This is a genomic window from Streptomyces sp. NPDC002623, from assembly GCF_053592635.1.
The window spans coordinates 529651-555731 of the sequence record NZ_JBSFWB010000002.1; the positions used below are offsets into that span (position 1 = coordinate 529651).

General features: G+C 71.3%; 22 protein-coding genes. 6 read left to right on the plus strand and 16 right to left on the minus strand.

All coding sequences use genetic code 11. The annotated features are described in order from the left end of the window. Positions 1 to 254: 254 nt before the first annotated feature. The 5 genes from ACWD4O_RS05105 to ACWD4O_RS05125 all read right to left on the minus strand — a co-directional run bounded on the left by ACWD4O_RS05105 (position 255) and on the right by ACWD4O_RS05125 (position 6500). Positions 255 to 1505, minus strand: a complete 1251-nt coding sequence (locus ACWD4O_RS05105; RefSeq protein ID WP_451277515.1) for an amidohydrolase — start codon at positions 1503 to 1505, stop codon at positions 255 to 257. Positions 1506 to 1818: 313 nt separating this feature from the next. Continuing rightward, positions 1819 to 2904: a hypothetical protein gene (locus tag ACWD4O_RS05110; RefSeq protein ID WP_451277517.1), complete on the minus strand. Its 1086-nt coding sequence runs from the start codon at positions 2902 to 2904 to the stop codon at positions 1819 to 1821. A gap of 53 nt (positions 2905 to 2957) precedes the next feature. Further along, positions 2958 to 3896 carry an N-acetylneuraminate synthase family protein gene (locus tag ACWD4O_RS05115; protein ID WP_451277519.1) on the minus strand — a complete coding sequence of 313 codons (939 nt, stop codon included), beginning with the start codon at positions 3894 to 3896 and terminating at the stop codon, positions 2958 to 2960. A gap of 13 nt (positions 3897 to 3909) precedes the next feature. Continuing rightward, positions 3910 to 5127, minus strand: coding sequence for a cytidylyltransferase domain-containing protein (locus ACWD4O_RS05120; protein ID WP_451277521.1), 1218 nt, complete (start codon positions 5125 to 5127; stop codon positions 3910 to 3912). Positions 5128 to 5153: 26 nt separating this feature from the next. After that, positions 5154 to 6500: a DUF6716 putative glycosyltransferase gene (locus ACWD4O_RS05125; RefSeq protein WP_451277523.1), complete on the minus strand. Its 1347-nt coding sequence runs from the start codon at positions 6498 to 6500 to the stop codon at positions 5154 to 5156. Positions 6501 to 6697: 197 nt separating this feature from the next. Between ACWD4O_RS05125 and ACWD4O_RS05130 the strand changes: the two genes are divergently transcribed. The 3 genes from ACWD4O_RS05130 to ACWD4O_RS05140 all read left to right on the plus strand — a co-directional run bounded on the left by ACWD4O_RS05130 (position 6698) and on the right by ACWD4O_RS05140 (position 10371). Continuing rightward, a complete protein-coding gene (locus ACWD4O_RS05130; RefSeq protein ID WP_451277524.1) occupies positions 6698 to 7678 on the plus strand; it encodes a glycosyltransferase family 2 protein in 981 nt (326 codons plus the stop codon). Then, a complete protein-coding gene (locus ACWD4O_RS05135) occupies positions 7678 to 9045 on the plus strand; it encodes a polysialyltransferase family glycosyltransferase (RefSeq protein ID WP_451277526.1) in 1368 nt (455 codons plus the stop codon). The genes ACWD4O_RS05130 and ACWD4O_RS05135 overlap by 1 nt, the downstream gene beginning before the upstream one ends. Before the next feature lie 156 nt (positions 9046 to 9201). Further along, positions 9202 to 10371 (plus strand): acyltransferase family protein, encoded by a 1170-nt coding sequence (locus tag ACWD4O_RS05140; RefSeq protein WP_451277528.1) that lies wholly within the window; start codon positions 9202 to 9204, stop codon positions 10369 to 10371. Positions 10372 to 10450: 79 nt separating this feature from the next. Here ACWD4O_RS05140 and ACWD4O_RS05145 read toward each other — a convergent pair whose 3' ends face one another. After that, complete coding sequence (locus ACWD4O_RS05145) at positions 10451 to 11803, minus strand: alpha-2,8-polysialyltransferase family protein (protein WP_451277530.1); 1353 nt, start codon at positions 11801 to 11803, stop codon at positions 10451 to 10453. Next, a complete protein-coding gene (locus ACWD4O_RS05150; protein ID WP_451277532.1) occupies positions 11800 to 12783 on the minus strand; it encodes a glycosyltransferase family 2 protein in 984 nt (327 codons plus the stop codon). The genes ACWD4O_RS05145 and ACWD4O_RS05150 overlap by 4 nt, the downstream gene beginning before the upstream one ends. A 164-nt stretch (positions 12784 to 12947) precedes the next feature. Here ACWD4O_RS05150 and ACWD4O_RS05155 point away from each other — a divergent pair, with 164 nt between their 5' ends. Continuing rightward, positions 12948 to 14681, plus strand: coding sequence for a hypothetical protein (locus tag ACWD4O_RS05155; protein ID WP_451277534.1), 1734 nt, complete (start codon positions 12948 to 12950; stop codon positions 14679 to 14681). A gap of 111 nt (positions 14682 to 14792) precedes the next feature. On the opposite strand, the gene ACWD4O_RS05160 is transcribed toward ACWD4O_RS05155, so the two are convergent. The 4 genes from ACWD4O_RS05160 to ACWD4O_RS05175 all read right to left on the minus strand — a co-directional run bounded on the left by ACWD4O_RS05160 (position 14793) and on the right by ACWD4O_RS05175 (position 18267). Further along, entirely contained in the window at positions 14793 to 16061 is a 1269-nt protein-coding gene (locus tag ACWD4O_RS05160) for an NAD(P)/FAD-dependent oxidoreductase (RefSeq protein WP_451277536.1), read from the minus strand. Continuing rightward, positions 16058 to 16468, minus strand: coding sequence for a GtrA family protein (locus ACWD4O_RS05165; RefSeq protein ID WP_451277538.1), 411 nt, complete (start codon positions 16466 to 16468; stop codon positions 16058 to 16060). The genes ACWD4O_RS05160 and ACWD4O_RS05165 overlap by 4 nt, the downstream gene beginning before the upstream one ends. Beyond that, entirely contained in the window at positions 16458 to 17507 is a 1050-nt protein-coding gene (locus ACWD4O_RS05170) for a glycosyltransferase family 2 protein (RefSeq protein ID WP_450950806.1), read from the minus strand. Before ACWD4O_RS05170 ends, ACWD4O_RS05165 begins: the two co-directional genes overlap by 11 nt. A 109-nt stretch (positions 17508 to 17616) precedes the next feature. Continuing rightward, on the minus strand, positions 17617 to 18267 hold the full coding sequence (locus ACWD4O_RS05175) for a TetR/AcrR family transcriptional regulator C-terminal domain-containing protein (RefSeq protein ID WP_451277540.1): 651 nt from the start codon (positions 18265 to 18267) through the stop codon (positions 17617 to 17619). A gap of 73 nt (positions 18268 to 18340) precedes the next feature. Here ACWD4O_RS05175 and ACWD4O_RS05180 point away from each other — a divergent pair, with 73 nt between their 5' ends. Next, complete coding sequence (locus ACWD4O_RS05180; RefSeq protein ID WP_451277542.1) at positions 18341 to 19687, plus strand: FAD-dependent monooxygenase; 1347 nt, start codon at positions 18341 to 18343, stop codon at positions 19685 to 19687. A gap of 23 nt (positions 19688 to 19710) precedes the next feature. Here ACWD4O_RS05180 and leuE read toward each other — a convergent pair whose 3' ends face one another. Further along, the gene (leuE, locus tag ACWD4O_RS05185; protein WP_451277544.1) at positions 19711 to 20358 is read right to left on the minus strand and encodes a leucine efflux protein LeuE; all 648 of its coding nucleotides are present in this window, start codon (positions 20356 to 20358) and stop codon (positions 19711 to 19713) included. A 44-nt stretch (positions 20359 to 20402) separates the two neighbouring features. Continuing rightward, entirely contained in the window at positions 20403 to 21983 is a 1581-nt protein-coding gene (locus tag ACWD4O_RS05190; RefSeq protein ID WP_451277546.1) for an acyl-CoA mutase large subunit family protein, read from the minus strand. 146 nt (positions 21984 to 22129) lie between these two features. Between ACWD4O_RS05190 and ACWD4O_RS05195 the strand changes: the two genes are divergently transcribed. Beyond that, on the plus strand, positions 22130 to 22984 hold the full coding sequence (locus ACWD4O_RS05195) for a L,D-transpeptidase family protein (protein ID WP_451277756.1): 855 nt from the start codon (positions 22130 to 22132) through the stop codon (positions 22982 to 22984). Positions 22985 to 23201: 217 nt separating this feature from the next. On the opposite strand, the gene ACWD4O_RS05200 is transcribed toward ACWD4O_RS05195, so the two are convergent. The 3 genes from ACWD4O_RS05200 to ACWD4O_RS05210 all read right to left on the minus strand — a co-directional run bounded on the left by ACWD4O_RS05200 (position 23202) and on the right by ACWD4O_RS05210 (position 26024). Next, positions 23202 to 24356, minus strand: a complete 1155-nt coding sequence (locus ACWD4O_RS05200; RefSeq protein ID WP_451277548.1) for a hypothetical protein — start codon at positions 24354 to 24356, stop codon at positions 23202 to 23204. Further along, positions 24356 to 25015, minus strand: coding sequence for an RNA polymerase sigma factor (locus ACWD4O_RS05205; RefSeq protein ID WP_450950799.1), 660 nt, complete (start codon positions 25013 to 25015; stop codon positions 24356 to 24358). The genes ACWD4O_RS05200 and ACWD4O_RS05205 overlap by 1 nt, the downstream gene beginning before the upstream one ends. A 280-nt stretch (positions 25016 to 25295) precedes the next feature. Continuing rightward, entirely contained in the window at positions 25296 to 26024 is a 729-nt protein-coding gene (locus tag ACWD4O_RS05210; protein ID WP_451277550.1) for a hypothetical protein, read from the minus strand. Between the last annotated feature and the right edge of the window lie 57 nt (positions 26025 to 26081).

The following is a 26081-nucleotide window of genomic DNA, read 5'->3' on the forward strand; positions in this document are numbered from 1 at the left end:
GCGCCGATACCGGCCCGCATTCCCCTTGGTGGCGCCGTTCCGGGAGGGCTCCCCAACAAGCCGTTCCAGGTGGGCGATTCCGGCGCACAGTAACGCGCGTAGAAGGGGAGGGGAACGGGGTTTCTCGCGGCCGTTATCGATTCGTGCCGCCCCCGGGTTACAAGCGCGTCCTCGGCGTTACGGGTGGGTGACACAGGGGGGCGAAGGGTTACCTTTCGGACACCCTTCGCCCCCCTGTGGAACTTCCGGCTCTCTCAGCTCAAACGGGTCGTCGCGTCGAGCAACGCGGCGGCCGTGAAGAGCTCCACGCCGACGGTGATCGCCGACTCGTCGGCGTCGAAGTCGCCCTGGTGCAGATCGCGCACGGTGCGCTCGCCGGGCGGGCGGACGCCGAGGCGGGCCATCGCGCCGGGCACCCGCTCCAGGTACCAGGAGAAGTCCTCGCCGCCCAGGCTCTGCTCGGTGGACTCCACGCCCGCCTCGCCGCGCCGGACGACCATCGCGTCCCGCAGCAGCGCGGCGACGTCGGCGTCGTTGACGACCGGGGGGACGCCCCGCACGTAGTTGATCTCGGACTTGGCGCGGTGCAGGTTGGCGACCTCGTCGATCGCGGCGACGACGATGTCCGGGGCCTGCCGCCACGCCTCGATGTCCAGGCAGCGGACGGTCCCGGAGAGCTCGGCGTGCTGCGGGATCACGTTGGGCGCGTGCCCGCTCTCGATGCGGCCCCAGGTGACGGCGAGCCCGGCGCGGGTGTCCACCCGCCGTCCGACCAGCGCGGGCACGTCGGTGACGACCCGGGCGACCGCCGTGACGAGGTCGGTGGTCAGGTGCGGGCGGGCGGTGTGGCCGCCGGGGCCGTCCAGGGAGATCTCCAGCCGGTCGCAGGCGGAGGTGATGGCGCCCTCGCGCAGACCGATCCGCCCGGCGTCCACGCGCGGGTCGCAGTGCACGGCGATGATCCGGCCGACGCCGTCCAGCGCGCCGCACTCGATGGCGTCGGCGGCGCCGCCGGGCAGCACCTCCTCGGCGGGCTGGAAGATCAGCCGCACCGGGCGCGGCAGCCGGCCCTGCCGGTGCAGTTCCGCGAGGACGAGTCCGGCGCCGAGGACGACGGTGGTGTGCACGTCGTGGCCGCAGGCGTGGGCGCGGTCGGGGACGGTGGACCGGTAGGCGCACTCGGTCTTCGTGTCCGGGATGGGCAGCGCGTCGATGTCGGCGCGCATGGCGAGGACGGGCACGTCGTCCGCCCCCGCGTCCACGGTCCCGATGTCACAGATGAGGCCGGTGCCGATGCCGAGCACGCGTGGCTGGAGCCCCGCCTTCTCGAGGCGGGCCTTGATCGCGGCCGTCGTACGGAACTCCTGGTTGCCGAGCTCGGGGTGCATGTGCAGGTCGCGGCGGAAGGCCACGAGTTCTGCGCGCAGCGCCTCCGGCAAGGTGCCTGGGAGCACACCGGGGAGCGTGTCTTCCCCGGAAGGATCGGCCTCGGACTCTCGGGACATCAGTTGCTTCACCCTCTGAAGGGTAGGACGCCGGGACGGTCGACCGACCTACGATCAACAAAAGTTCAACCCCTCAGGGGAAGAAAAGTCGGTCGCGCGGCGCATGGCTGCTGTGGGCGGTGGGTAAACTCGACCGGCTTTCCGGCAGCCGCCCACACTTCTTCCTTCCTTTCACGGATACCACGGACCACTCCTGGCACGCCGTGCCTGTCCACGTACCGGGACCACCGTGACCGGGGGCCGATCCCGGAATCATCACCCGCGCGCGGCCGGGCCGCCACACAGCGCGACCGGTCGAGGGTCCCGGGGCCCGTCACATCGCGCTGACCGTCGTCAGTCTGTGGACGTCTCGCGCCGTTCCCGTCACGCCGGAGAGGAAGCCCTGGGCTCTCGGGGAGGCGTGCTCGGTGAGCCAGGCGGGGTCGATGTCGCAGACCGTGACGCGGACGTCGGTCCCGGAGAGGGCCAGGGGCAGGGTGTGCACGACCGTGGAGGGGAAGCTGAGGACCGTCCGCCCTATGGGGCCCCGGCGGGCGATCAGCTCCAGGGGGAGGTCCGGGCGGACGACCTCGAGGCCGGTCTCGACCGCGAGGCGGTGGAGTTTGTCCGTGCTCTCGCGGCGGTGGGCGAAGTAGCGGGTGACGCCGTGCGTCCTGGCCAGGGTGCGGACCGCCGTCAGGTAGTGGTCGGCGTCCACCACGCCCGTCTCCACCAGCGAGGTGCCCACCATGTCGGCGCCCTTCGTCACGCGCGGCGGGCCGAAACGGTCCCGGGTCCAGGCGAAGGAGTTGACCGTGAGGGCGACGCCGGTGGGGGCCTCCGGTACCGGCATGGAGGAGAAGACCTCGACGCTGCGGGTCGCGGTCGGGGTGAGGCGGCGGCGGGCCGAGGCGGAGACCGGGGCGAAGAGCACGTCGCGCGGGCCGGTGCGGCCGCCCTTGCGGTGCCAGCGCACGAGGCGCTCGCCGCGGGCCAGCTGGCCGACGAACTCCATCGTGGCCGTGCCGTCGTCCACCACGACCAGCTCGCGCGCCCGGGTGATCGTCAGCAGCAGTTGGACGTAACGGGAGAACGGGTCGCCCATCACCATCCGTTCCGCGCGCAGCAGCAGCCGGGTGAGGCCGCCGATCGTGCGGAAGGGGGCGGCCGCGCCGCCGCGGGCTTCCTCCCAGCGGACGGTGTGCCCTTCCCCGCGGGCCAGTTCGGCCATGCGGCGCAGCTGGCCGCGGGTCATCGGGTCGGTCGGGGACAGGACGACGAGGGTGAACCCCGCGCCGGGCTCCGCCTGCCCGTGGAGCTTTTGGGCGTGCGCCCACTCCAGGACGTTCAGGAGCTGCACCGGGCTCTCGACGAAGGCGAGGGTGTGGGGGGTGCCGGTACTCCCGGCGCGGGGGATCATCGACGTACGACCGTCCGTCCGTAAGGCACTCGTAGCGGTACTCGGAGGGAGACTCAGACCGTGACCGGCTCGCCCGCGGCCGCGGCGATCTCGGCCTCGGCGACGACGCCGGAGACGCGGCGCAGCTTCTTCATGGGGCCCAGCTCGGAGTCGTAGACCTTCTTCACGCCGTCGCCGAGGGACGCCTCGATGGTGCGGATGTCGCGGACGAGGCGGGTCAGGCCGCCCGGCTCCACGGACGCCGCCTGGTCGGAGCCCCACATGGCGCGGTCGAGGGTGATGTGACGCTCGACGAAGGCGGCGCCGAGGGCGACCGCGGCGAGCGTGGTCTGCAGGCCCGTCTCATGGCCGGAGTAGCCGATCGGGACGTTCGGGAACTCCTTCTCCAGCGTGTTGATCACGCGGAGGTTGAGCTCCTCGGCCTTCGCCGGGTAGGTCGAGGTGGCGTGGCACATGAGGATGTTGTCCGAGCCGAGGACCTCGACCGCGTGGCGGATCTGCTTCGGGGTGGACATGCCCGTGGAGAGGATGACCGAGCGGCCGGTGCCGCGCAGGGCGCGCAGCAGCTCGTCGTCGGTGAGGGAGGCGGAGGCGACCTTGTGGGCCGGGACGTCGAACTTCTCCAGGAACGCGACGGCCTCGGTGTCCCACGGGGACGCGAACCACGCGATGCCCTTCTCCTTGCAGTACTCGTCGATCTTGCGGTACTCGTCCTCGCCGAACTCCACGCGGTGGCGGTAGTCGATGTACGTCATCCGGCCCCAGGGCGTGTCGCGCTCGATGTCCCACTGGTCGCGGGGGGTGCAGATCTCCGGGGTGCGCTTCTGGAACTTCACGGCGTCGCAGCCGGCCTCGGCGGCCGCGTCGATGAGCTTGAAGGCGTTCTCCAGCTCGCCGTTGTGGTTGATGCCGATCTCGCCGCAGATGTAGACGGGGCGGCCGGGGCCGACCTCGCGCGAACCGAACGTACGCAGACGGGAGTTGGTGCTCATTGCGGGGATTTCCTTACTTGGTGAGGGAATCGAGAGAGGGTCCGAGGATCCAGCCGGCGATCTCCCGGATCGCGCCGTCGCCACCGGGGAGGGTGGTGACCGCGCGTGCGGCGCCGCGCACGACGTCATGGGCGCTCGCGACCGCCACGGGCCAGCCCACGAGGGCGAAGCACGGGAGGTCGTTGACGTCGTTGCCGACGTAGAGCACGCGCTCCGGCGCGATGCCCTGCTCCTCGCACCACTGCTTCAGTGCGAGGTCCTTGCGGTCGATGCCGTGCAGGACCGGGAGCTTGAGCTTCCGGGCCCGGGCGGCCACGACCGGGTTCTGTTCCGTGGAGAGGATCAGCATCTTCAGCCCGCTCCTGCGCAGGGCGGCGATGCCGAGTCCGTCGCCGCGGTGCACGGAGACGAACTCCTTTCCGTCGGAGTCGATCAGCACCCGGTCGTCGGTCTGGGTGCCGTCGAAATCGAGTACGACCGCGTCGATGTCGTCCGCGGTCGGGAGGGCGCCGGGCAGGTCCGCGTCGAAGATCTGGGCCAGCGCCCGCGCCCGCGCGAGGTCGTGCGGGTCGTCGATCTCCAGCACGCGCGCGGGGTCGGTGCGGACCAGCTCGGTGCGGCCGAAGAAGCGGTGGCCGTGCTCGCGGAAGCCCTTGGTCCGCATGGCGTAGGCGGCGCCGGTCTCCAGGTAGTCCTGGGGGCGGTCCTGGCGGCGGGGGCGGTAGGACTTGTCGTGGTTGACGCCCGTGCCGCCCTCGGACTGCTGATCGGCGTCGCGCCACACGAAGCCGTGGAACGGCGCGACCGTCACCGCCGTGTCGGCGCCGTTCTCGACGACCGCCGCCGCGACCCCGTCGACGTCCTCACGGACGAGGAACGGGCTGGTGCACTGCACGAGCAGGACGACGTCGACCGAGGCGCCGTGCAGCGCCTCGTGGACGTCGAGCGCGTGCGCGACGGCGGCCTCGGAGGTGGCGGTGTCCCCGGCGATGGCGGCCGGGCGCAGCACGACCTCGGCGCCGGCCTGGCGGGCGGCGACGGCGATGGCCTGGTCGTCGGTGGAGACGACGACGTCCGTCACCAGCCGGGCGGCCAGGCACTCGCGGATCGCGCGCGCCACCAGCGGGATGCCGCCGACGGAGGCGAGGTTCTTCGCGGGGACGCCCTTGGAGCCGCCGCGCGCGGGGATCACGGCGAGCACCCGGCGTACCCCGGCCGCTGTGTCGAACATGGGCTGAACTCCTTGAGTCGGATCGCTCACAGCTCCCCCATCCGCCGGATCACCGGGGCCACGCGCTGCACGCCGTGCCGGTAGGCGCCACGGGCGGCCCGGCGCACGATCTGGCGCACGGGGCCCGGCTCCTTGTCGGCGGCGGGGGCGCCGGGCAGCGGGGTGCCGTCGGGGCCGAGGTGGTGGCGGGCGAGGATGCCGGGCAGATAGCCGGAGGCGGTCGCGAGGGTGTAGTAGGGGGTGAGCGGGGGCAGACCGGAGGGCCGGTCCAGCAGCTTGGCGATGCGTTCGCGGGCCGCGTCGAAGGCGCGGTCGTAGGTGCCTTCCCCGGCGGGGCCGCCGCCGGCCGCGACGCCCTGGCGGGCCACCCACTCCTCGTCCGGGACGGGGCGGTGGCCGGCGTCGAGCCGGTCCCAGGAGGAGAGGCAGCCGGAGCCGACGAAGTGGTGGTTGCCGAGCGCCTCGCGCACCCCGAGGTCGGTGAGGACCACGGTGGGGATACGGCGGTGCAGGGACTCCAGGGCGGCCGTGGAGCTGACCGTGACCATCAGGTCGGTGCGGTCGAGGACCTCGCCCATGTTCCCGTACACCAGACGGAAGTTGGCCGGCGCATCGAGCTTCTGCGCCAGCTTCTGGTAGGGCAGCTCCTCGATGTGCGTGGTGTGCTCGCCGGGCCGGGAGCGGAGCTTCAGCAGCACCTCGCGCTCGGGGTGCAGACGCGCGTGCCGCACCAGCCGTTCGAGGAGGTACGTGCGGTCCCTGCGGTTCTCCGGCACGGAGGGCTGGGCGGCGAAGACGACCGTGTAGGGGTCGCGCTCGCCCGTGTACGGCGCGCCGCCCAGGAACGGCAGGGCGACCTCGGTCACCGCCGAGGCGTCGGCGCCCACCCCTTCGAACACGGCGCGGAAGCGCTCCGCGTCTTGGCGGGAGTTGGCGAGCACGAGGTCCGCGCCGTGCCGCAGCAGCAGACCGTCGGCGAGCTTCTCGTAGACGACGCCGACGTACCCGGTGACGACCACCGGCCGCCGCTCGCGGTCCTCCCACACCCGTCCGAGGCCGTGCAGCATCGCCTGGACGCCGCCGCCGACGAGCGCGAGGACCAGGACGTCGTACGGCTCCGCCCCCTCCTCGCCCATGGCGCGCAGGAACTCGACCGCCGTCACCTCGCGCAACGAGTCGGCGCGCACGCCCACCTCGGTGAGCTGCCGGGCGGTGGGCGTGGCCCGGCCGCGCAGCAGGAAGCCGTCGAGGACGAGGCCGGCCTGCGCACGGTCCGGCGCGATCCGGCCGGCGGTGAGGGCGCCCCATTTCCAGCGGGTGTCGGAGTCCGCGAGGACTGCGATCCGGAGGGGCTTCGCATTGCTTGCTGGCACGGTCATGACCGTAGAAAGGGAAATCCAGCCGTGTGCCAACCACAAGTCAACAATGAGTTAACAACACATCACCGAATACCGAACCGCCTGGCCATTGGCCAGGAATTAGATGTGATGCACCGTTCCGACACACCGAGTTCATACCCCATACCCCCGGCGGAAATATTTGCCGCCGGGCTGCGCCCTAGGGTTTCACTGTGCCAAAGCTCTCCGTCATCGTGCCGTTCTACAACGTGCAGCAATACGCGTCGGACACTCTCGTGAGCCTGCGTGCGAACACCCATGCGGACTTCGAGTTCATTCTGGTCGACGACTGCTCGACCGACGCGACGCCCGCCCTCCTGGAGCGCGCGGAGCGCGAACTGCCGGGCGCGGTGTACGTCAGACATGACCAGAACGGGGGGCTGGCGACCGCTCGGAACACCGGGATCGACCGCGCGCGCGGCGAGTACCTGACGTTCCTGGACGGAGACGACTGGCTCGCTCCGGGCTATTTTCCGCAACTCCTGGCCTCCATCGAGGAGTTGGGGTGCGATTTCGTCCGCACCGACCATGTGCAGTCCACCGGACGGGCCCGGGCCGTCCACCGCGTCCCGCACGGCCGGCGCGGGACGGTGCTGAGCCCGCGCTCCGCGATCCTGCCCGCGGACCGGTCGACGTCGGTCGACTACGCCTACGCCTGGGCGGGTGTATACCATCGCCGGCTCGTCGACCGCGGTCTGCTGCACTTCACCGACGGACTGCGGACGGCCGAGGACCGGCCCTGGATCTGGAAGCTCCACCGGGAAGCCGAATCCTTCGCCGTGGTAGGGCTGTTGGGCGTCTATTACCGGCGCGGTGTGACCTCGTCGCTCACCCAGATCGGAGATGTCCGACAACTGGATTTCGTGCGTGCATTCGACCAGGTCATCGAGGAAACATCACGTGACCCCGAGGCGGATAAGTTGTTGCCCAAAGCAGTGCGCACCTATTGCGCGGTCATGACGCATCACCTCGGCACGATCGAGAGGTTCGAACCCGCCGTGGCCCGCAAACTGCGTTCCCTGTGCGCCGCCGCCCTGCGGAGAATGCCGCAGGACGTGCTCGCGGAGGTCATGGACTCGATGGACGTACAGCGGGCAGGCGTGCTGCGGCGCGTGCGGCGCAGGCCGACGACGGCACGGGCGGTGGCCGTCTGATGGCTCGCACCACCCGGATCTTCTGCGTCTCGACGCTGTACGGCGCCGCGACCCTGGCCGCCGCTCTGGACGCCGGGCTCTTCGAGCCGACCGACCGCCGGCTGCTGCTGGTCGCCAACAGCGCGGCCAACCCCGAGATCACCCCGTCCGTCGACGCGATGCCGGGCTTCGCCCGGATCCGTGAGCGCTTCGACGAGGTGCTGTCCTGGAACGAGACCATCGCCCCGTTCCACCCCGGCGGCTGGTCGCCGCGCGGCGACGACATCCCGCTGTGGGAGCGGCACATAAGGCTGCTGTGGGACCTCGGCGAGGACGACGTCCGGCTGGCCGTGGAGTCCGTTCACCTCAACCCGGCGCTCGCGCTGTGCCAGGTGTTCACCGGCGCTCCCGTCGACGTCTACGCCGACGGCCCGCTGAGCTACGGCCCCACCCGCGACAAGATCGACCCGCTGGTCGGCACCCGTGTCGACCGGCTGCTGCACCTCGATCTCGTCCCGGACCTCAGCCCGCTGCTGCTCACCGAGTTCGGGGTGCCGGCGGTGCCGGTGCCGTCCGAGGCCTTCCTGAAGGTGCTGGCCGAACTGGCCGACGGGGACGAGGGGTCGCCCGCCCCGGCAGCGCAGGGGGAGCAGGTGCGACCGGCGCTGCTGCTCGGACAGCGCCTCGCGGAGCTCGGCATCCTCAGCGAGGCCCAGGAGGAGGACCTGTACCTGGGCATGGTGCGCGGGGCCGTGGCGCTCGGGCACCGCACGCTCGTCTTCAAGCCGCACCCCACGGCGCCCGTCCGCTGGTCCCGGCGGCTGGAGGACGAGGCGGGCAGACTGGGCGCCGAACTCACGCTCCTCGACGGGCCGGTCCTCGCGGAGGTGGCCTACCAGCGGCTACGGCCCGCGCTCGTCGTCGGCTGCTTCTCCACCGCGCTCCTCACCGCCGCCGGTCTGTACGGCCTCCCGGTCGCCCGGGCCGGCACCGACACCGTGCTGGCCAGGCTCACGCCCTACCAGAACAGCGACCGGGTGCCGCTCACCATCGCCGACGCGACTCTGCCGGACCTGGCGGACAAGTCGGCGGTGGAGAGCTGGAGCATGCCGTCGGCGGAGCGGACGGCGGAACTGGCGCTGCTCCTCAAAGCGGTCGGCTTCGCGATGCAGCCCAAGATCCACCCGGGGCTGCGGGGCGAGGCGGAGCGCTATCTCTCCACCCGGCTGAACCCGCACACCTGGCGCTACTTCAAGCGACGGCGCCTGGCGGCCCTGGCCCTGCCCGGCGCCGTACCGGCCCAGCTCGCCTTCATCCCGCGCAACGCGGCCGTACGCCGGCTCGCCCGCCGGGCGCGGGCCCTGAAGCGGGTGACCGGCAAACGGTAGGGCGGGCGGGACGCCGGGCGGCTCGGGGGTTCATCGGATCGAAACCTCCGCGCTGCCCCTGGGTCAGCCGCTCCACATCCGTCACTCGCGGCAGGTCCGTAGCGTCCGAACACATTTCCAGATCGGCTCCCATGGCTACAACGGAAGGTCCTCAGGATGAGCGCGGCTGACCAGGCCACGACACCGGTACCAGCACCGGCACCGGAACCGGCACCCAGGCTGAAACTCTCCCTGCCCGACCGGACCGAGGTCCGGCCCCGGGCGGAGAACCGGCTGCGCGCCCTGGACGGTCTGCGTCTGCTGGCGGCCCTGATGGTCTGCTTCTACCACTACGCCGGCAAGAACGGCGAGGTCGCGTCCTCCTGGCACCAGTCCCCCGCCGACAAGTTCCCCCTGCTGTCCCAGATGGCCACCTACGGCAGCCTGGGCGTGCAGTTCTTCTTCCTGATCAGCGGCTTCGTGATCTGCATGAGCAGCTGGGGCAAGAGCATGGGGGACTTCTTCCGCTCCCGGGTCTCCCGCCTGTACCCGGCGTACTGGGCTGCGATAGTCCTGGTCACCGCCGCCTGCTTCGTCGCGCCGGCGGTCTCCGCGCCGCTCCGCTCGGACGAGGTGCTGGTCAACTTCACCATGCTGCAGCAGCCGATGGGCGTGCCCCGGGTGCTGGGCGTCGACTGGACGCTCTGGGTGGAGGTGCGCTTCTACGCCCTGTTCGCGCTGTTCGTGGTCTGGAAGGGCGTCACCTACCGGCGGGTGGTGATGTTCTGCATCCTGTGGACGCTGGCCGGCGTCTTCGCCCGGGTCGCCGACCACCCGCTGACCGACCAGCTGGTGATGCGCGACCACGCGCCGTACTTCATCGGCGGCCTCGCCCTCTACCTGATCTACCGCTTCGGCAGCGACCTGCTGCTGTGGGGCATCGTGGTGTTCAGCTTCCTGCTGGGCCAGCGCTACTCGGTCACGGCCCTGTGGCACCCCGGTCCGCAGGGCGCCTTCCACCGCAACCCGCACGTCATCGAGCTGATCGTCCTCGTCGCCTTCGTCGCCGTCGCCGCGGTGGCCCTGGGCTGGACGAGCAAGGCGAACTGGCGCTGGCTGACGGTGGCCGGGGCGCTGACGTACCCCTTCTACCTGATCCACGAGCACCTGGGCTGGTTCTTCATCCGGGTGCTGTACCGCGAGTTCGGTCTGAACCCGTATCTGACGATCGCCACGACGATCCTGTGCATGCTGGGGATCGCCTGGCTGCTGCACAAGTTCGTGGAGAAGCCGTTCGGGCCCCGGCTGAGGAAGGCGCTGGCCACGCAGCCCGCGCGCCGCGCCTGAGCGGCCCCCACAACGAACGACGGAGCCCCGCGCCCCTCTTGGGGCGCGGGGCTCGCGGGGCTCGCGGGGCTCCGTGGCGTCAGCCCTGGCGCGCCGCCGCCGTGGACCGGATCCGGCGCACCGCCCGGCGCACCGCCGGATGCCGGCGCAGCGCCTCCGCCCGGATCGGGGCCCCGCCGGGGAGCCGCAGGCTGGTCAGGCGGCGGCGCTTGAAGTAGCGCTGGTACTCGGCCAGATGCTCGGTCAGCCAGGCCGCCGTCTCGTCGCGCAGGGCGTGATGCTTGCGGGACTGCATGCAGTACCCCACCGCCCGCACCAGAGGCGTCAACTCCGCTGCCGCTCCCACGAGTTCGAGCGGGGCGCCGAGATCGGCGCGCTCCGCGTCGGGCAGCGCCGCGTCGATGACGGTGAGCGGGACGCGGTTGCTGTTCTCGTACGGCGTGATGCGGTCCAGGAGCAGCTCCGTGCCGACGCGGGCGACCGGGATGCCGTAGAAGGCGGCGGCGGTCATCAGGGCCGTGGAGAAGCAGCCGATGACGAGCTTCGGCTTCAGGAAGGCGAAGACCGTCTCGGCGAGGACCGGTTCGTTGAGCACCGTGAGCCGTACGCCGAGTTCCTTCGCGACCGCCTCCAGCGCGTCGTTGAAGACGGCAGGGGCGCTCGGATGCGGCTTGAACAGCACATCCTCGTGGCCCGCGCGGGCGGCGGCCCGCAGCATGCGGATGTGCAGCTGCTCCTCCTCGTCCTGGGTGATCAGTTCGATGGCGGAGAGGTACTGGCCGAGGAGGACGGCGGTGGGCGGGTGGTCGGCGGGGAGGCGCTCGGCGAGGATGCCGGCGCCCGACTCGCCGATCTGCGCGAGGACGTCCACGATGGCCTCGCCCGGCACGGCCTCGGGCTCGACGCCGTACTCGGACAGCAGCATGGGCGTGAGGCCCGGCACCAGGTCGAGGTGGAGGACGCGCTTGATGCGGCTGCTCATGCCGTGCGGGATGCGGTTGCGGGTGGGGCCGTAGCTCATCAGGCCGTCCGCGTACACATGGATGGGGCTGTCCGCGAAGATGTCGGCGACCGCGCGGGAGGGGTTGGCCTGGATGGACTCGCAGGCGATCTCGACGGGTTCGTCGCCCAGACCCCAGGCCAGCCGGACGGCCTTCTCCCACAGCTGGGCGTCCTGGGCGCGCGGGGACCAGCCGACCGGGTGGTGCGGGGAGATGAACTCGTTCCAGGAGTGCACCTCGTCGAACTCGGGGCGCAGCTTCTCGAAGCCGGCCATCCGGTCCAGCGGGGTGCCGACCTCGGGGACCGAGGCGGTGTTGCTGACGACGAGGAGGCGGCGGACGCCCTCGCGCGGGCCGAACTGGCCGGCGCGGATCGCGGCGGTGACGGTCGCGGCCGCGTACTGGGTGGCCGAGAAGAAGATCTGGATCATGCCGCCACTCCCTTGAGGCCGCCCCGGACCCGGCGCAGCATGTCGACGCGTTCCTCGCCCATCCCCACCACGGCCTCGCTCAGTTCGGCCTCGCTCATCGCGCCGAGCGCGTCGGCGGCCATCCGCTTCAGCTTCGCGGCCACGCTGCGCTCGAACCGGTGCCGGTCGAGGAGTTGGTGGGCGATGACGACGCAGTAGTTGCGCAGGGCCTTCGTGCGCAGCCGGGCCGCCTCGGGGTCGTCGGCGAGTTCGGCGAGGACGAGGTCGAAGGAGCGGAAGAAGTCCAGCTGGCGCACATCGCCGATCTGGGTGAGCGAACTGGCGATCCCCCGGCGGTAGAAGACCCCGTGCAGGCTGGCGGCGACATAGGACTCGGCCCTGCGGTGCAGGTCCCAGATCCACGGGCGGTCCTCGGCGGTGCGCAGCCCGTCGTGGAAGCGGAGCATGCCCCGGTCGAGGAGGCGGCGGTGGTAGACGCCGGCCCAGGCGTACGGGTAGTCGACCATCGTGGTGTCGTCGACGGGGAGGATCGAGGTGCGCGGGTCGAGCGGGGTGTGCCGGCGGCCCTCGGGCGCCCGGTGGACGGCCCGCTCGACACCGGTGACCTGTACGTGGTCGACGCGGACGAAGTCGACGTCGAACCGCTCGATGACGTCGACCAGTCGGGCCAGATAGCCCGGCGCGAGCCAGTCGTCGCCGTCGAGGAAGGTGAGGTAGCGGCCGTCCGCGGCGTCGATGCCGGTGTTGCGCGCGGTCGCCAGTCCGCCGTTCCGCTCGTGCCGGATCACCCGGCTGTTCCCGAGCCGCTCCGTGAGGGCGAGGAGTGCCTCGTAGGTCTTGTCCTTGGTTGACCTGTCCTCGACGAAGATGAACTCGAAGTCGTCCCGAGCGTTGTTGACCAGGCTGGTCACGGTCTCGGCAATGTACGACTCGATGTTGTAGCAGGGGACGACGACGGACAGGGTCGGTGTGTTGGCCACGTGTGCGCACCTGGATTCTCTGCGGAAAGTCAAGAGATCTTAAGAAATCGGGATCTGCATTCGTGTGTCCCGTCATCGACATTCAGGTGAATTCGGTGTGACAAGCCCTCCGCCTCTTTAGGCACCACAGTATTCTCTCAAAGCACAATGCTAGGTTCGCGCACGTGACCGAAATATCCACCTCGACTCCACCGGCCGCACAACGCGGTCAGAGTCCGCACAGACCGGCTTCCCGCCGACTGCGCCTCACCTCTCCCGCGGGGTGGACGACCGCCCTCACCGCCGCCGGGCTGCTGATCTACACGACGCTCACCGCCGGTGTCTTTCTCGACCTCCGTTATGTGCTCGCCGCCCTGCGCACCACGGGAAAAAGCGGCCTGTCCCCCTCCGAGATCTTCGCTCACCGGCCTTTCTTCTACCGCTGGCTGCTGGCCGCTCTGGACTCCGCCACCGGCGGCTCGAACGCGGTGCGCGAAGCCACCCTGCGGTTCTTCGGCCTCGCCCTGTGCGCGGCCGCCGGTCTGCTGCTGCACCGGGCCCTGCGCCGCCGGATGCCCGAGCGGGACGCGCTGCTGGTCGCGGGGGCTGTCGCCCTGGCGCTGGCCTTCGCGCCCGTCATCGACTACATGCAGCCGGAGTGGTTCGCGATCGTCTTCGCGCTGCTCGCCGTCGCCGCCGCGCTCGGTCTCGACAACCGCTGGCAGGCCGCGGCGCTCGCCGCGCTGCCGCTCGGTCTCGCCGTCCTGATGAAGTACTCCACCGCGGGCACCGCCGCGATGGCGCTCGTCGTCGTCTTCGCGGTGGACCGTATACGTGGGCTGTTGCTGGCCGCCGCGAGCGGCGTCGCCACCGGCCTGCTGTTCGCGGTCAGCGCCTGGTCGGGCTCGCGCGAACTGCAGTGGCTGCGCGACATGCCGCACATCAACGCGCACGCCTGGGGCAAGGATCCGCTCGTCGTCTCCGACCTGCTGCAGCGGACCGCCTTCTACGTGGGCGACCGGACCGCGCTCACGCCGGTCCTCGCGCTGCTGCCCGGGGCGCTGCTGCTGTTCGCCGCGACGCTCGCCTCGCGCCGGCAGCGGATCGAGGCCGTGGTCACCACCCTGCTGGTGTGCGGCATCGGCCTGGCCGTCGTGGTCTACCAGGGCAACTGGTTCGCGTACCACGGCGAGAGCCTGGTGGCGGTGGCCGCGGCCGTGACCGGTCTCGCGATCGGCCGCTGGTACGGACGGCACGGCAGGCCCCCGCTGTGCCTGACCGTGCTCGCCCTGCTGTACGGGGTCGGGACCCCGCTGCTCGCCCAGGTCCGCGCCGACGTCGACGTGGACGTGATCGCCTGGCTCGCCTCGGCCGCGGCCCTGCTCGCCGGTGCGGTGGACCTGTGGCGGGTGCGGACGCCGCGTCCGCGCGCCGCGCGCCTGCCGGTGGCGCTGCCCGTCCTCGCGCTCGTGGTGTGCCTGGCGGCGACCGTGTGGCCGACGTCCGGGGTCCGGGTGATCCTCGGGCGCATCGTCACGACCAACGCCGAGCTCAAGGTGCAGGCGCGGTCGGCGGAGGCCGCAGCCGAGCAGGTGAAGGCCGAACTCCCGGCCGGGGCGCCGGTCCTGTACCTGACCTTCGGCCAGCAGGCGTACTACATCGACCACCCGACCGCCTGCCGGTACCCCTTCCCCACCTTCTTCAACGTGCCCAAGCAGCTCACCGACGTCCCCTCGCTGACGTCGACCCGGGAGAACGTCCGCTGCATCACGCAGGACCACCCGGCCGAGTACGCCGTGTACCAGCCCAGTTGGCTGTCGCTGGGGATCATCGATCCGCGGATCGCGGCCGACATCCGTCGTACGTACGACTGCCCCAAGCCCGAGGGACGGCAGCTCGTGGTGTGCAAGCTGCGCTGACGCGGGTGCGTGCGGCTCGTACGAAGGCGAAGGCAAAGGCAAAGACGAAGGCCCCGGCGGTGAACTCACCGCCGGGGCCGACTCGTCTCGGCGTCGTTCGGACCGGGTCGGTCAGACCGCGCCCGCGATCCGGGCCGCCTTGTGGCCCAGCTCGACCGAATAGCTCTGCCCCCGGTCCTGCGGGTAGATCTGCGACATCGTCGCGAGCGTCACCCGGCTGAGGTGGGTGCCGTGACCGGGGATCAGCGCCTTGTACTCGGGCGTGACCACGGGCTGGGCGAAGGGCGCCCGGGAGAAGTGCCAGTCCTGGATCCAGGAGCGGTCGAACTGCGGGTTCAGCCGCTGGAGATACGGCAGGTACCGGTCCAGCAGCTCGGCCGGATCGGTGGTGAAGCGCCAGTCATCGCGCTCGACGTAGTTGCCCACGTAGAGGATGTGCCGGCCGCCGTACTGGGCGCGGTCGATCATCTGCGTGTGCTCGACGACCGCGAGGAACGGGAAGTCGGGCTCGTTGATGTTGAGCCAGTAGTACGGGATGGCGCTGCGGTCCAGCTCCAGGACGAAGCAGGTCGCGCCCAGGTACTGGTTGCGCCAGACGGCGTCGTCGGCCGGCACGTCGGCGGCCTTGGCGAAGGCGGGCTGCGGGGTGGTGACGATCAGCTGGTCGAAGGTGTACGAGGCGCCGTCGGCCGTGCGCACGGTGACCGGCCCGTCCTCGCCGTCCTGCCGGATCGTCTCCATCCGCTTGCCGAACTCGACCTTGCCGCCGCGCTCGGCGATCCGGTCGCGCAGCGTCGCGTACACGCGCTCGAACCCGCCGTCCAGATAGCCCAGCTCGAAGGTGCGGCAGTGCACCCGCGCCCACAGCCAGGCCATGGACACCTGGTCGGCGCGGTCGCCGAACTTGCCCCGCAGCAGCGGCTCCCAGACGGCCTCGGTGGCGCGCCGCCCGGCCCACTTGCGCACCCAGCTCAGGGCGGTGCGGTCGTTGAACTTCTCCCCGTCGCGGACCACCTTCAGCCACGCCGACGACAGCCCGAAGCGGATGCCGGCGGGCAGGCCGTACAGCGGGGAGGTCAGCATCTCCAGCGGAGTGCTGAAGGGGTTCATCCGGCCGCCCCGGTACACACCGGTGGTGGTCTTGTGGAAGCGCAGGTCGCCGCCGAGGCCCAGTTCCTCGATGAGCTCGATCATCTGGCGGTCGCTGCGGAAGATGTGGTGGTAGTAGCGCTCCAGCGGCACTCCCCCGACGGGGATCGACGCGGCGAGCCCGCCCAGTTCGTCGGCGGCCTCCAGGACGGTGACCGCGTGGCCCTGCTTGACCGCGTCGTACGCGGCGGTGAGGCCGGTCGCGCCCGCGCCGATGACGCCGAGATTCATGCGAAACTCCACTTTCTGTTGAGCACGAACTGGAGGGCCAGCACCAGCGGCAGCGAGCCGGCCTTCACCAGGTTCGGGTCGACGCCGAGCCCGCGGGAGAACACCGCGAACAGCACGAACGTCAGTCCGATGCCGGTCAGGCCGACGGCGTAGAAGCGCAGGTAGCGCATCAGCAGCCGGTCCCGCTTGTCGAAGGTGAACAGGGCGTTCAGAACGAAGTTGTTGGTGATGCCGAGGCTGGTGGAGAGCACGTTGGCCACCTGCTCGTGCATCCCGGCCACGTTGTAGAGCAGCAGGAACGCGCCCATGTCGAGGAGCACTCCGCTGCCGCCGACCAGCGCGTAGGTGATCAGCTGACGGAGGTCACGGGTGCGGGTCCGGGTGCCCTCCAGGGCGTCAGTCGCCATGGCCGACGCCGTCGGCGCGGTCGCCCTCGGCACGGTCGCCGTCGGCTTCCGTCTCGTACGCGATGACCTGCCGCACGGTGTACAGGGGCCGGCCCTGCACCTCGTTGTAGGTGCGCCCGATGTAGCTGCCCAGCACGCCGAGCGACAGCATCTGCACACCGCCGAGGAACAGGACGGTCACCATCAGCATCGTCCAGCCGGAGACCGTGATCTCCGGCCGCAGCACCTTCATGGCGAGCGCGTAGACGATGCCGATCAGCGAGAAGGCGAGGACGGCGAAGCCCAGCTTGGTGATCATCCGCAGGGGTGCGGTGGAGAAGCCGGTCAGCCCGTCGATGGCGAGCCGCGCCATCTTCTTCAGCGGGTACTTGGTCTCGCCGGCGAACCGCTCGTCGCGGTCGAAGTGCACCTCGCTCTGCCGGAAGCCGATCGAGGCGACCATGCCGCGCACGAACCGGCTGCGCTCGCGGAAGCGCCGCAGCTCGTCGGCGGCGCGCCGGTCCATGAGCCGGAAGTCGCCGGTGTCCACCGGGATGTCCACCTCGGTGGAGGACCGCAGCAGACGGTAGAAGGCGTGCGCGGTGGTCTTCTTGAAGAACGAGTCCTGCCGGCTGCGCCGACGGGCGTGCACGATCTCCGCGCCCTCCCGCCAGGCGTCTATCAGCTCGAGGCTGACCTTCGGCGGATCCTGGAGGTCGGTGTCCATGACGATCACGGCATCGCCGCGCGCCACGTCGATACCGGCCGTGATGGCCATCTGGTGCCCGAAGTTGCGCGCGAAGTCGACGATCCGGACGCGCGGGTCGTTCTTCGCGATGTCTTCCAGGATGGGCAGCGTGCCATCGGCGGAGCCGTCGTTGACGTACACCAACTCATAGGTGAACTCGGTGCGTTCACCAAGTGCCGCCACGAGTTCCTCGTGGAAGTGACGGATCCCGTCCTGCTCGTTGAAGACGGGCAATACATATGAGACGAGTGCGGCGCCGCCACGCTGGCGGGGCACGTGCGCCCCCTGCACCCGGCTGTCTATGTCTGGCATTCGGCGAACGTAGGGGCACGATATGAACCCACTGTAAACGCGTAATTAGCATTGGGATGCGATGAGTCGACATATGCCGCTCGCCCGCCCGAATGGCCGCCAAGTCGACCTATTCCCGCGCGTACCGCACCTCAATCCCGGTGATCACCAACTCCAGCCCTTCCGTGAAATGCAGGTCGTAGTCGGCGAAGATCTCCGCGCCCGCCTTCGCCGCCAACGGGAATTCCCTCATCAGCCGGGCGCGCTCCTCGACGTCGTATCCCTCGCGCCGCTCGTCGGGCAGCGGCTGGACGCCCTGCTCCTCGGTGACGAAGCCGATCGTGTACAGGTACGTCGTCGAGGTCGCGCGGACGGCGTCGGCGAGGGCGAAGCCGGCCGCCGTGAAGAGCCGCAGGCTGTCCTCCATCTGCTCGGCGTGCTCGATGCCGGTGAAGCGTGAGCCGCTGAAGACCTTCGCGCCGTCGCGGTAGCCGCGCAGCGCCTCGCGCAGCCCGTGATTGGACTTGCGCAGCCGGTCCTGCCAGGTGTCGGCGGGGTCGAGGGCCGCGCCGGCGACCATCCGCCGGTACATCTCCGTCGCCATCTCGTCCAGCAGCGCCTGTTTGTCCTTGAAGTGCCAGTACAGGGCGGGCGCTTTCACATCCAGCTCCTTGGCGATGGCCCGCAGGGTCAGCCCGTCGAGGCCCACCTCGTTCAGGAGCCTGAGTGCGGTGTCCGCGACCCGCGCGCGGTCCAGGGGGGCTCGTCGTCCGGTACTCACACTTGACAGTTTAACGCCGTTAAGGCCACGCTGACGGGGAACCGAACTTAACAGCGTTAAGGAGAGACTGGTCATGACGGCACAGACGCGGACCGACGTACTGATCGTGGGCGCGGGCCCCACCGGCCTGGCCCTCGGCATCGACCTGGCCCGGCGCGGGGTGGACGCGCTGGTGGTGGAGCGGGGCGACACGCTCGCCCGGGGCTCGCGCGGCAAGGGTCTGCAGCCGCGCACGATGGAGGTCTACGACGACCTCGGCGTCCTCGACGAGATCCTCGCCGCCGGGGGCCCGTACCCGGTGGGCATGCTCTGGACAGACGGCAGGCGGACCGGCGAGTTCCCGATGTTCGACCCGGCGGAGGACGGCGAGGAGGGCTGCCGGTTCACCGGCCCCTGGATGGTCCCGCAGTGGCGCAACCAGGAGATCCTGCGGGCCCGCCTGGAGCAGCTCGGCGGGTCGGTGGCCTTCGGCCGCGAGATGGCGCGGATCGAGCAGGACGAGACGGGCGTGACCGCGCACTTCACCTCGGGCGAGCCGGTCCGCGCGCGGTACGCCGTCGCCGCCGACGGGGGACGCTCGGCGGTGCGGCGGGCGCTGGGCATCGAGATGACGGGCGAGCTGCTCGACCCGAACCCGACGCTGGTGGCGGACGTCCGGATCGCGGGCCTGGAGCGGACGTTCTGGCACATCTTCCCGCCGAACGGGGAGGGCTCGGAGTTCCTGGCCCTGTGCCCGCTGGCCGGGACGGAGGACTTCCAGCTGGTGGCCCGCTTCCCGGCGGGGACGGAACCGGATCTCTCCCCCGAGGGCATCCGCAAGCTGGTCGCCGACCGCACCCACCTCGCCGCCGAGGACGTCACGGAGGTCGGCTGGGCCTCCGACTTCCGCCCGCGCGCCGCCCTGGCCGACCGCTTCCGCGCGGGCCGGATCTTCCTGGCCGGGGACGCGGCGCACGTCCACTCCCCCGCCGGCGGCCAGGGCCTGAACACCAGCGTCCAGGACGCCTACAACCTGGGCTGGAAACTGGGCGCGGTACTGAGCGGACGGGCTCCGGAGGCACTGTTGGACACGTACGAGGAGGAACGACGTCCCATCGCCGCGGCCATGCTGGGCCTGTCGACGGCCATCCACCGCGACGAGGCGCGGCGGGGTGCGGCGACCCGCCAGCTGGGCCTGAACTACCGGGACTCGTCACTCAGCGAGGAGACCAGGCCGACCCCGGGCCCCATCCAGGCGGGCGACCGCATGCCGGACCTGACGGTGGACGGCGTACGACTCCACGACAGGCTCAGGGGCCCGGACTGGACCGTGCTGAAGCTGGAGGACGGCGTCCTCCTGGTCAGGCCGGACGGCTACGTGGGCTGGGCGGGCGAGACGGAGGAGGGGATGGAGGAGTACCGGGTACGCATCGGCCTTTGAGGGGCGCGGGGAACTGCGCGACCTCAGGTACTCGCCAGGGACAGCTTCACCGCGAACCCGAGGAACAACGCCCCCGCGGCCGAGGTGACCCCCGCCGACAACCGCCGGCGCCGCCGGAAGGCACCCGCCAGCTTCGTCCCACCGAATATCAGCGCGGTGAGGTACAGGAAGCTCGCGACCTGCGCGAACGCGCCCAGCACCACGAACGACAGGGCCGGATACGCGTACCCCGGATCGACGAACTGCACGAAGAAGGCGACGAAGAACAGAATCGCCTTGGGATTGAACAGGCTGATGACCAGCGCACGGCGGTAGGGCCGCTCACCGGCGACGACAGGTTCCCCGGCCTCGGCGACCCGGTCCCGCCGGGTCCGCCACATCGCCCACGCGGCCCGCAGCATCCCGATCGCGAGCCAGGTCAGATACCCGGCCCCCGCGTACTTCACGATCCCGAACAGCACGGCGTTGGCCTGCAGCAGGGACGCGACGCCCGCGGCCGACAGGGTCATCAGCACGGTGTCCCCGCACCACACCCCGGCCGCGGCGGTGTACCCCGCACGGACGCCCCGCCGGGCGGCGACGGAGAGGACGTACAACGAATTGGGCCCGGGCAGCAGGACGATCAGGACGAGTCCTGCCAGATAGGTGGGAAGGTCGATGACACCGAACATGGAAACGAGTCTCGCACGGGGGTACGACAGCCCCCAGAACACCCCTAGAACGCGTCCGCGGGAACGTACGTCCCCCACACCTCGCGCAGCGCGTTGCACACCTCGCCGACCGTCGCCCGGGCCTTCAGCGCGTCCTTCATCGGGTACAGGACGTTGGACTCCCCCTCCGCCGCCTTCGTCAGCGCGGCCAGGGCCGCGTCCACCGCCCGCCGGTCGCGCTCCGCGCGCAGTCCGGACAGTCGCTCCGCCTGTCGGGCCTCGATGGCCGGGTCGACGCGGAGGGGCTCGTACGGGTCCTCGGCGTCCAGCCGGAAGCGGTTGACGCCGACCACGACCCGCTCGCCGGAGTCGGTCTCCTGGGCGATGCGGTACGCGCTCTGCTCGATCTCGTTCTTCTGGAAGCCGTGCTCGATGGCGGACACCGCGCCGCCGAGGTCCTCGACCTTCCGCATGAGCTCGACGGCCGCGCCCTCGACGTCGTCGGTCATCCTCTCCACGGCGTACGACCCGGCGAAGGGGTCGACCGTCGCCGTCACGTCGGTCTCGTAGGCCAGCACCTGCTGAGTGCGCAGGGCCAGGCGGGCGCTCTTGTCCGTCGGGAGCGCGATCGCCTCGTCGAAGGAGTTGGTGTGCAACGACTGCGTGCCGCCCAGCACCGCCGCCAGGCCCTGCACCGCGACCCGGACCAGGTTCACCTCCGGCTGCTGGGCCGTCAGCTGGACGCCGGCCGTCTGCGTGTGGAAGCGCAGCATCAGGGACTTCGGGTTCCGCGCGCCGAACTCGTCCCGCATGACCCGCGCCCAGATCCTGCGCGCCGCACGGAACTTGGCGACCTCCTCCAGGATCGTCGTCCGGGCCACGAAGAAGAAGGACAGCCGGGGTGCGAAGTCGTCGACGTCCATGCCGGCCGCGACGGCGGTGCGGACGTACTCGATGCCGTCGGCCAGCGTGAAGGCGATCTCCTGCGCCGGGGACGCGCCCGCCTCCGCCATGTGGTAGCCGGAGATCGAGATCGTGTTCCACCTCGGGATCTCGGCCCGGCAGTACTTGAAGATGTCCGCGATCAGCCGGAGGGAGGGCTTGGGAGGGAAGATGTACGTCCCGCGCGCGATGTACTCCTTCAGGACGTCGTTCTGGATCGTGCCCGTGAGCCGGTCGGCCGGGACGCCCTGCTCCTCGCCGACCAGCTGGTACATCAGCAGCAGCAGCGCCGCGGGGGCGTTGATCGTCATCGACGTCGACACCTTGTCGAGCGGGATCCCGTCGAACAGCACCCGCATGTCCTCGACCGAGTCGACGGCGACCCCGACCTTCCCGACCTCGCCGTGCGCGATCGGGGCGTCGGAGTCGTGGCCCATCTGGGTGGGCAGGTCGAAGGCGACCGACAGGCCCGTCGTGCCGTGGGCGATCAGCTGCCGGTAGCGGGCGTTGGACTCCACCGCCGTGCCGAAGCCCGCGTACTGACGCATGGTCCAGGGGCGGCCGGTGTACATCGACGGGTAGACGCCCCGGGTGAAGGGATACCCGCCCGGCTCGCCCAGCTTCTCGGCCGGGTCCCAGCCGGCCAGGTCCTGCGGCCCGTAGACGGGCTCGACGGGCAGTCCGGACTCCGACTCACGCGCCATGGGTGCGATGCCTCCCGAAGAGCAATTGCTCCGACGATCGGACAAAGGGACGATCGGATCATTAGGACGATTGCGCTGAGCCCCTGTCATAACAATGCCGCGCCGTTCGCGAAGCGTCATCCGGGGGGAACATCTCTGGCATGCGGATGCGGAGATCGATCACCGTCCTGGCCGGCACGGCGGCCCTCGTGACGGTGTGCGGCTGTAGCGTGCAGGCCCCGGGGGCGGACGGAAAGGCGCGCCCGCCCGTCCTGGGCGACGCCGGCCCGACAGCCTCGGCCGGCGCCCCGGTCACCGAGGGCCGGCCGAGCGCCCCGGGCAAGGCCACCACCAGTGCCACCACCAGCGCCACCACCAGTGCCCCGCCTCCCGCGGTCCTGTGGTCCCGCGGCGACTCCGGGCGCGCCGTGCGCGAGCTCCAGGCCCGGCTGCGGCAGGTCGCCTGGCTCTACACCGGACCGACGGGGACGTACGACGACACCACCATGCGGGCGGTGCAGGGCTTCCAGGGCAAGCGCGGGCTGCCGAAGACCGGGAAGACGGACACCGTCACCTGGCAGCGGCTGCTGGGGATGACCCACGAACCGCAGAAGTGGGAGCTGTATCTGATGGGCGGTCAGCCGGCCGCCGCGCCCGATCCCCGGTGCCTGACCGGGCGGGTGCTGTGCATCGACAAGACGACCCGGACCCTGCGCTGGATGATCGACGGCCGGACCGTCTCGACGGTGTCGGTCCGCTTCGGTTCGCAGTACACGCCCACCCGGGAGGGTGTGTTCCACGTCTACTGGAAGTCCCGCGACCATGTGTCCACGCTCTACGACTCGCCGATGCCGTACGCGATGTTCTTCAGCGGCGGCCAGGCGGTGCACTACTCGTCCGACTTCGCGGCCCGCGGTTACGCCGGCGCCTCGCACGGCTGTGTCAACGTCCGGGACGAGGCGACGATCGCGGCTCTCTTCGCGCAGGTGAGGAACGGCGACAAGGTCGTCGTGTCCTGGTAGGCACTGCTGCCCGAGAGGGAGTTTGTGGCGCGAGCGGGACCGGGGGAACGTGTCCCGCCCGCGCCGAGCGCACGAGCCGAAGGTACGGGGGGAACCCCGGCTCGGTGCAAGGGCCGATGACCAGTCGGCTCACTTGTTACTGCGCCCCGGCCGCCGAAAACGTCACACCCACCGCGAAAAAACTTCAACGATCTACGGAGTCGCAGGTCAGAGACGTCTAGCGGTGGCCGTGGCCACCGTGCCCGCCACTGTGTCCGCCGCCGTGTCCGCCGCCGCTGCGTCCTTGGTGGCCGCCACCGTCCCGGCCGTGGCCGCCGTTGCCGCCGTTGCGGCCGTCGTGACCGCCGTCGTCTTCGTCTTCGTCGTCGCCACCGCTGCCGGCGCCGGACTTGTCCCCCAGGTTGCTCCCGGGGGTCAGTCCGTTCTGACCGCCGGAGGACGTCTGGCCCTTTCCGGGGTCCCGGCCGGTGGTGCCGTTGCCGGTGCGGGCGTCGCCGCGGGGGTTCCCCGCGGGGGAGTTGCCGAGGACGCTCGCGCAGTACGCCGACACGCGCTTCGCGCCGCCGGCCAGGCTCTCCAGGCTCTTGCGGCGGTCGGAGGCCAGGGGCTTGCCGGCGTTCAGGTCACGGCAGGACGCGGTCGCCTCGGACGGCCGGCTGCCGCCGGTGTCCGGGGCCGCCACGGCGTCGTCGTCGCCCGCGCTGCTGTCGCCGCCCGCGGTGCCGCCGTCGGAGTCGCCGGTCTCGCCGGTCTCGCCGCCGTCCGGTGTCGCGGAGTGCTCCGCGCCGCCCGAGATCTCCGGGGTGGGCGAGACGAACGGGCGGTCGGGGACCACGGGGGCCGAGACGGAAGCGGCGGGGCGACCCGGTTCGTCGTCGTCGAACGGGATCGGAAGTAAGCCGGACCCGGCCACGACCGCGACCCCGCCGGCCATCCCGACGGCCAACGACGCGGCCAACCCCAACCGCGCGGGCCGACTCCACCGAGAACGGCGCCCCGCCTCCCGCACCCGGCCGCCGATCCGGACCAGCCCGGCGTCGACCGGTTCCCTGTCGACGGAGGCCGCGCCGACCGGACCGGAACGCAGACCGGCCGTGCCGGGGATGCCGGTGGGGGCGGTGTGGACGGCGAGGTCGGTGCGGTCCGCCTGGGCCTTGCGGAAGGCCGCCAACGCGGCCGCCTCGCCCGGGAGTTCCTCGTCGGCGGGCAGCGGCTCGGCCGCGAGCGCGGACAGGGCGGACAGCGTCCGCACGAGCCGTTCGGCCTCTTCGCCGGCCGCGGGCCCGCCGGCGACAGCGTTGTCCGGTGATTCACCGCGCAGCAGACGCTCCGCCGTCTCGCGGTCGAGCCACCTGTCCTGCTTGTCGGCCATCACATGTCCTTCTGCGTCCGGGGACGCGCATGCGTCACACCCGCGGACGTCACCGCGCGCGAGCGCGATCCTCGCTGAGGCGGCAGTGCGTCGAGCGCCCCGGCCGTCTCCGGATCCTCGCCGAGCAGTTCGGCGAGCTTCTTCAGACCGCGGTGTGCGGCCGTGCGTACGGCGCCGGGTCGTTTGCCGAGCGTCTCGGCGGCCGTCTTGGCGTCCAGTCCCATCACCACCCGCAGGACGACGGCCTCGGCCTGGTCCTGCGGCAGCCGGGCGATGAGGCCGAGGGTGCGGCCGGTGGCCAGCGCCTCGATGGCCTCGCCCGCGGTGTCGGACTCGGCGGCCCGGCCGGTCAGCTCCGTCTCATCGGCGACTGTAGCGGGCCGCCGCCCGCGCATGCGTATGTGGTCCAGGGCTCGGTTGCGGGCGATCCGGGCCGCCCAGCCCCGGAAGCGGTCCGCGTCCCCGCTGAACCGCTCCAGGTCGCGGGCTATCTGCAGCCAGGACTCGGAGGTCACGTCCTCGGCGTCGAGGTCGCCGACGAGCGTCCGCACGTACCCGAGCAGCCGCGGGTGCACCGTGCGGTACACAGTCCGGAACGCGGTCTCGTCCCCGTTCTGTGCCGCGAGCACCGCGGCTGTCAGCTCCGCGTCGTCCCCCACGTCGTGGTTTCCTCGGTCGATGGATCGCGGTTTCTGGACCGCAGGTCGTTGCGGTGGTCTGCCGCTTGGCCGTCCGGCGCGAAAGGCACGTTACGACCTGAAACCGCCGCACGTCCATGTCCGTAGAACATGCAACTGACTCGTGACGCAGTTGGGTGTGACAGAAAACGCACTCATGGCGCTGTAGGGAATACGGGCCGCCGCGCGGCCCGTGCCGCGCGACGGCCGGGGCCTCTCCTGTGGGGGGTGGCGGCCTCGGCCGTTGCCTTGGCGTAAGGGCTTACCCGCTCGTCGCCTTGTCCGTGGCCCCGTTCGCGGCCTTGTCGGTGGCCTCGGGCTTCAGGGGCTTCGCGGACTTCCCGGGCTTCTCGGACTTCTCCGCATTCGGCGTCTTCTCGGCCTTCGTCCCGCCCTGCGCCGCGCAGTACGCGGGGACGTTCTCCTCGCCGCCCGCCGCCGTCACCAGCCGCTGCCAGGCCGTCGAGTCCAGCGCCTTGCCCGTCCCCCGCACGTTCTCGTAGGCCCGGCAGTGGGCCTCGGTGTCCTTGGCGTTCGCGGGGCGCTCGCGGCCGGCCGGGGCGTCCGGGCTCCCGGAGGGGGCGGCGGCGGACCGGGCCTCGGACGCCGCCGCCGACGCCGACGCTTCGGGGCGACCGGTGCCGCCGTCGCCGCCGTCCGTGGCGGAGCCGATCGCGGCGTACGCGGCGCCGCCCAGGGCGAGGCCGGCGACCGCCACGGAGAGCGTGGTCCGCAGCGAGCGGGCGGTGTGCCGGACCGCCCGCGGCCGCCAGTCGTCCCGGCGCCGGGTACGGGCGGCCCGGAGCACGCCCTCGTCACGGGCCGTCCGGAAGGCGGCGACGGCCCGAAGCTCGGCGGCGTCCCGTACGGCGTCCGGGTCGTCGGTCTCGCGCAGGGCCGCCGCGAGCAGCGCCTCCACTGCGCCGTGCGGTCCGGATCCGGCGTCGCCAGAGTGCGCACGCCGACGGCCGCGGGCTGCGCCGCCGCTCATCCGTTCACCCATGTCCGCGCCCGCCTCTGTCCGGTTCGTTCGCTGTTCGGTTCGTTC

Coding starts and splice junctions, on each gene's coding strand:
- ACWD4O_RS05110 (WP_451277517.1), bottom strand. CDS start 2,904: ATGATCCCCCGCGCCGGGAGTACCGGCACCCCCCACACCCTCGCCTTC.
- ACWD4O_RS05145 (WP_451277530.1), bottom strand. CDS start 11,803: ATGATCCAGATCTTCTTCTCGGCCACCCAGTACGCGGCCGCGACCGTC.
- ACWD4O_RS05200 (WP_451277548.1), bottom strand. CDS start 24,356: ATGGCCGACAAGCAGGACAGGTGGCTCGACCGCGAGACGGCGGAGCGT.
- leuE (WP_451277544.1), bottom strand. CDS start 20,358: ATGTTCGGTGTCATCGACCTTCCCACCTATCTGGCAGGACTCGTCCTG.
- ACWD4O_RS05210 (WP_451277550.1), bottom strand. CDS start 26,024: ATGAGCGGCGGCGCAGCCCGCGGCCGTCGGCGTGCGCACTCTGGCGAC.
- ACWD4O_RS05105 (WP_451277515.1), bottom strand. CDS start 1,505: ATGTCCCGAGAGTCCGAGGCCGATCCTTCCGGGGAAGACACGCTCCCC.
- ACWD4O_RS05120 (WP_451277521.1), bottom strand. CDS start 5,127: ATGTTCGACACAGCGGCCGGGGTACGCCGGGTGCTCGCCGTGATCCCC.
- ACWD4O_RS05140 (WP_451277528.1), top strand. CDS start 9,202: ATGAGCGCGGCTGACCAGGCCACGACACCGGTACCAGCACCGGCACCG.
- ACWD4O_RS05160 (WP_451277536.1), bottom strand. CDS start 16,061: ATGAATCTCGGCGTCATCGGCGCGGGCGCGACCGGCCTCACCGCCGCG.
- ACWD4O_RS05135 (WP_451277526.1), top strand. CDS start 7,678: ATGGCTCGCACCACCCGGATCTTCTGCGTCTCGACGCTGTACGGCGCC.
- ACWD4O_RS05165 (WP_451277538.1), bottom strand. CDS start 16,468: ATGGCGACTGACGCCCTGGAGGGCACCCGGACCCGCACCCGTGACCTC.
- ACWD4O_RS05115 (WP_451277519.1), bottom strand. CDS start 3,896: ATGAGCACCAACTCCCGTCTGCGTACGTTCGGTTCGCGCGAGGTCGGC.
- ACWD4O_RS05170 (WP_450950806.1), bottom strand. CDS start 17,507: ATGCCAGACATAGACAGCCGGGTGCAGGGGGCGCACGTGCCCCGCCAG.
- ACWD4O_RS05180 (WP_451277542.1), top strand. CDS start 18,341: ATGACGGCACAGACGCGGACCGACGTACTGATCGTGGGCGCGGGCCCC.
- ACWD4O_RS05195 (WP_451277756.1), top strand. CDS start 22,130: ATGCGGAGATCGATCACCGTCCTGGCCGGCACGGCGGCCCTCGTGACG.
- ACWD4O_RS05190 (WP_451277546.1), bottom strand. CDS start 21,983: ATGGCGCGTGAGTCGGAGTCCGGACTGCCCGTCGAGCCCGTCTACGGG.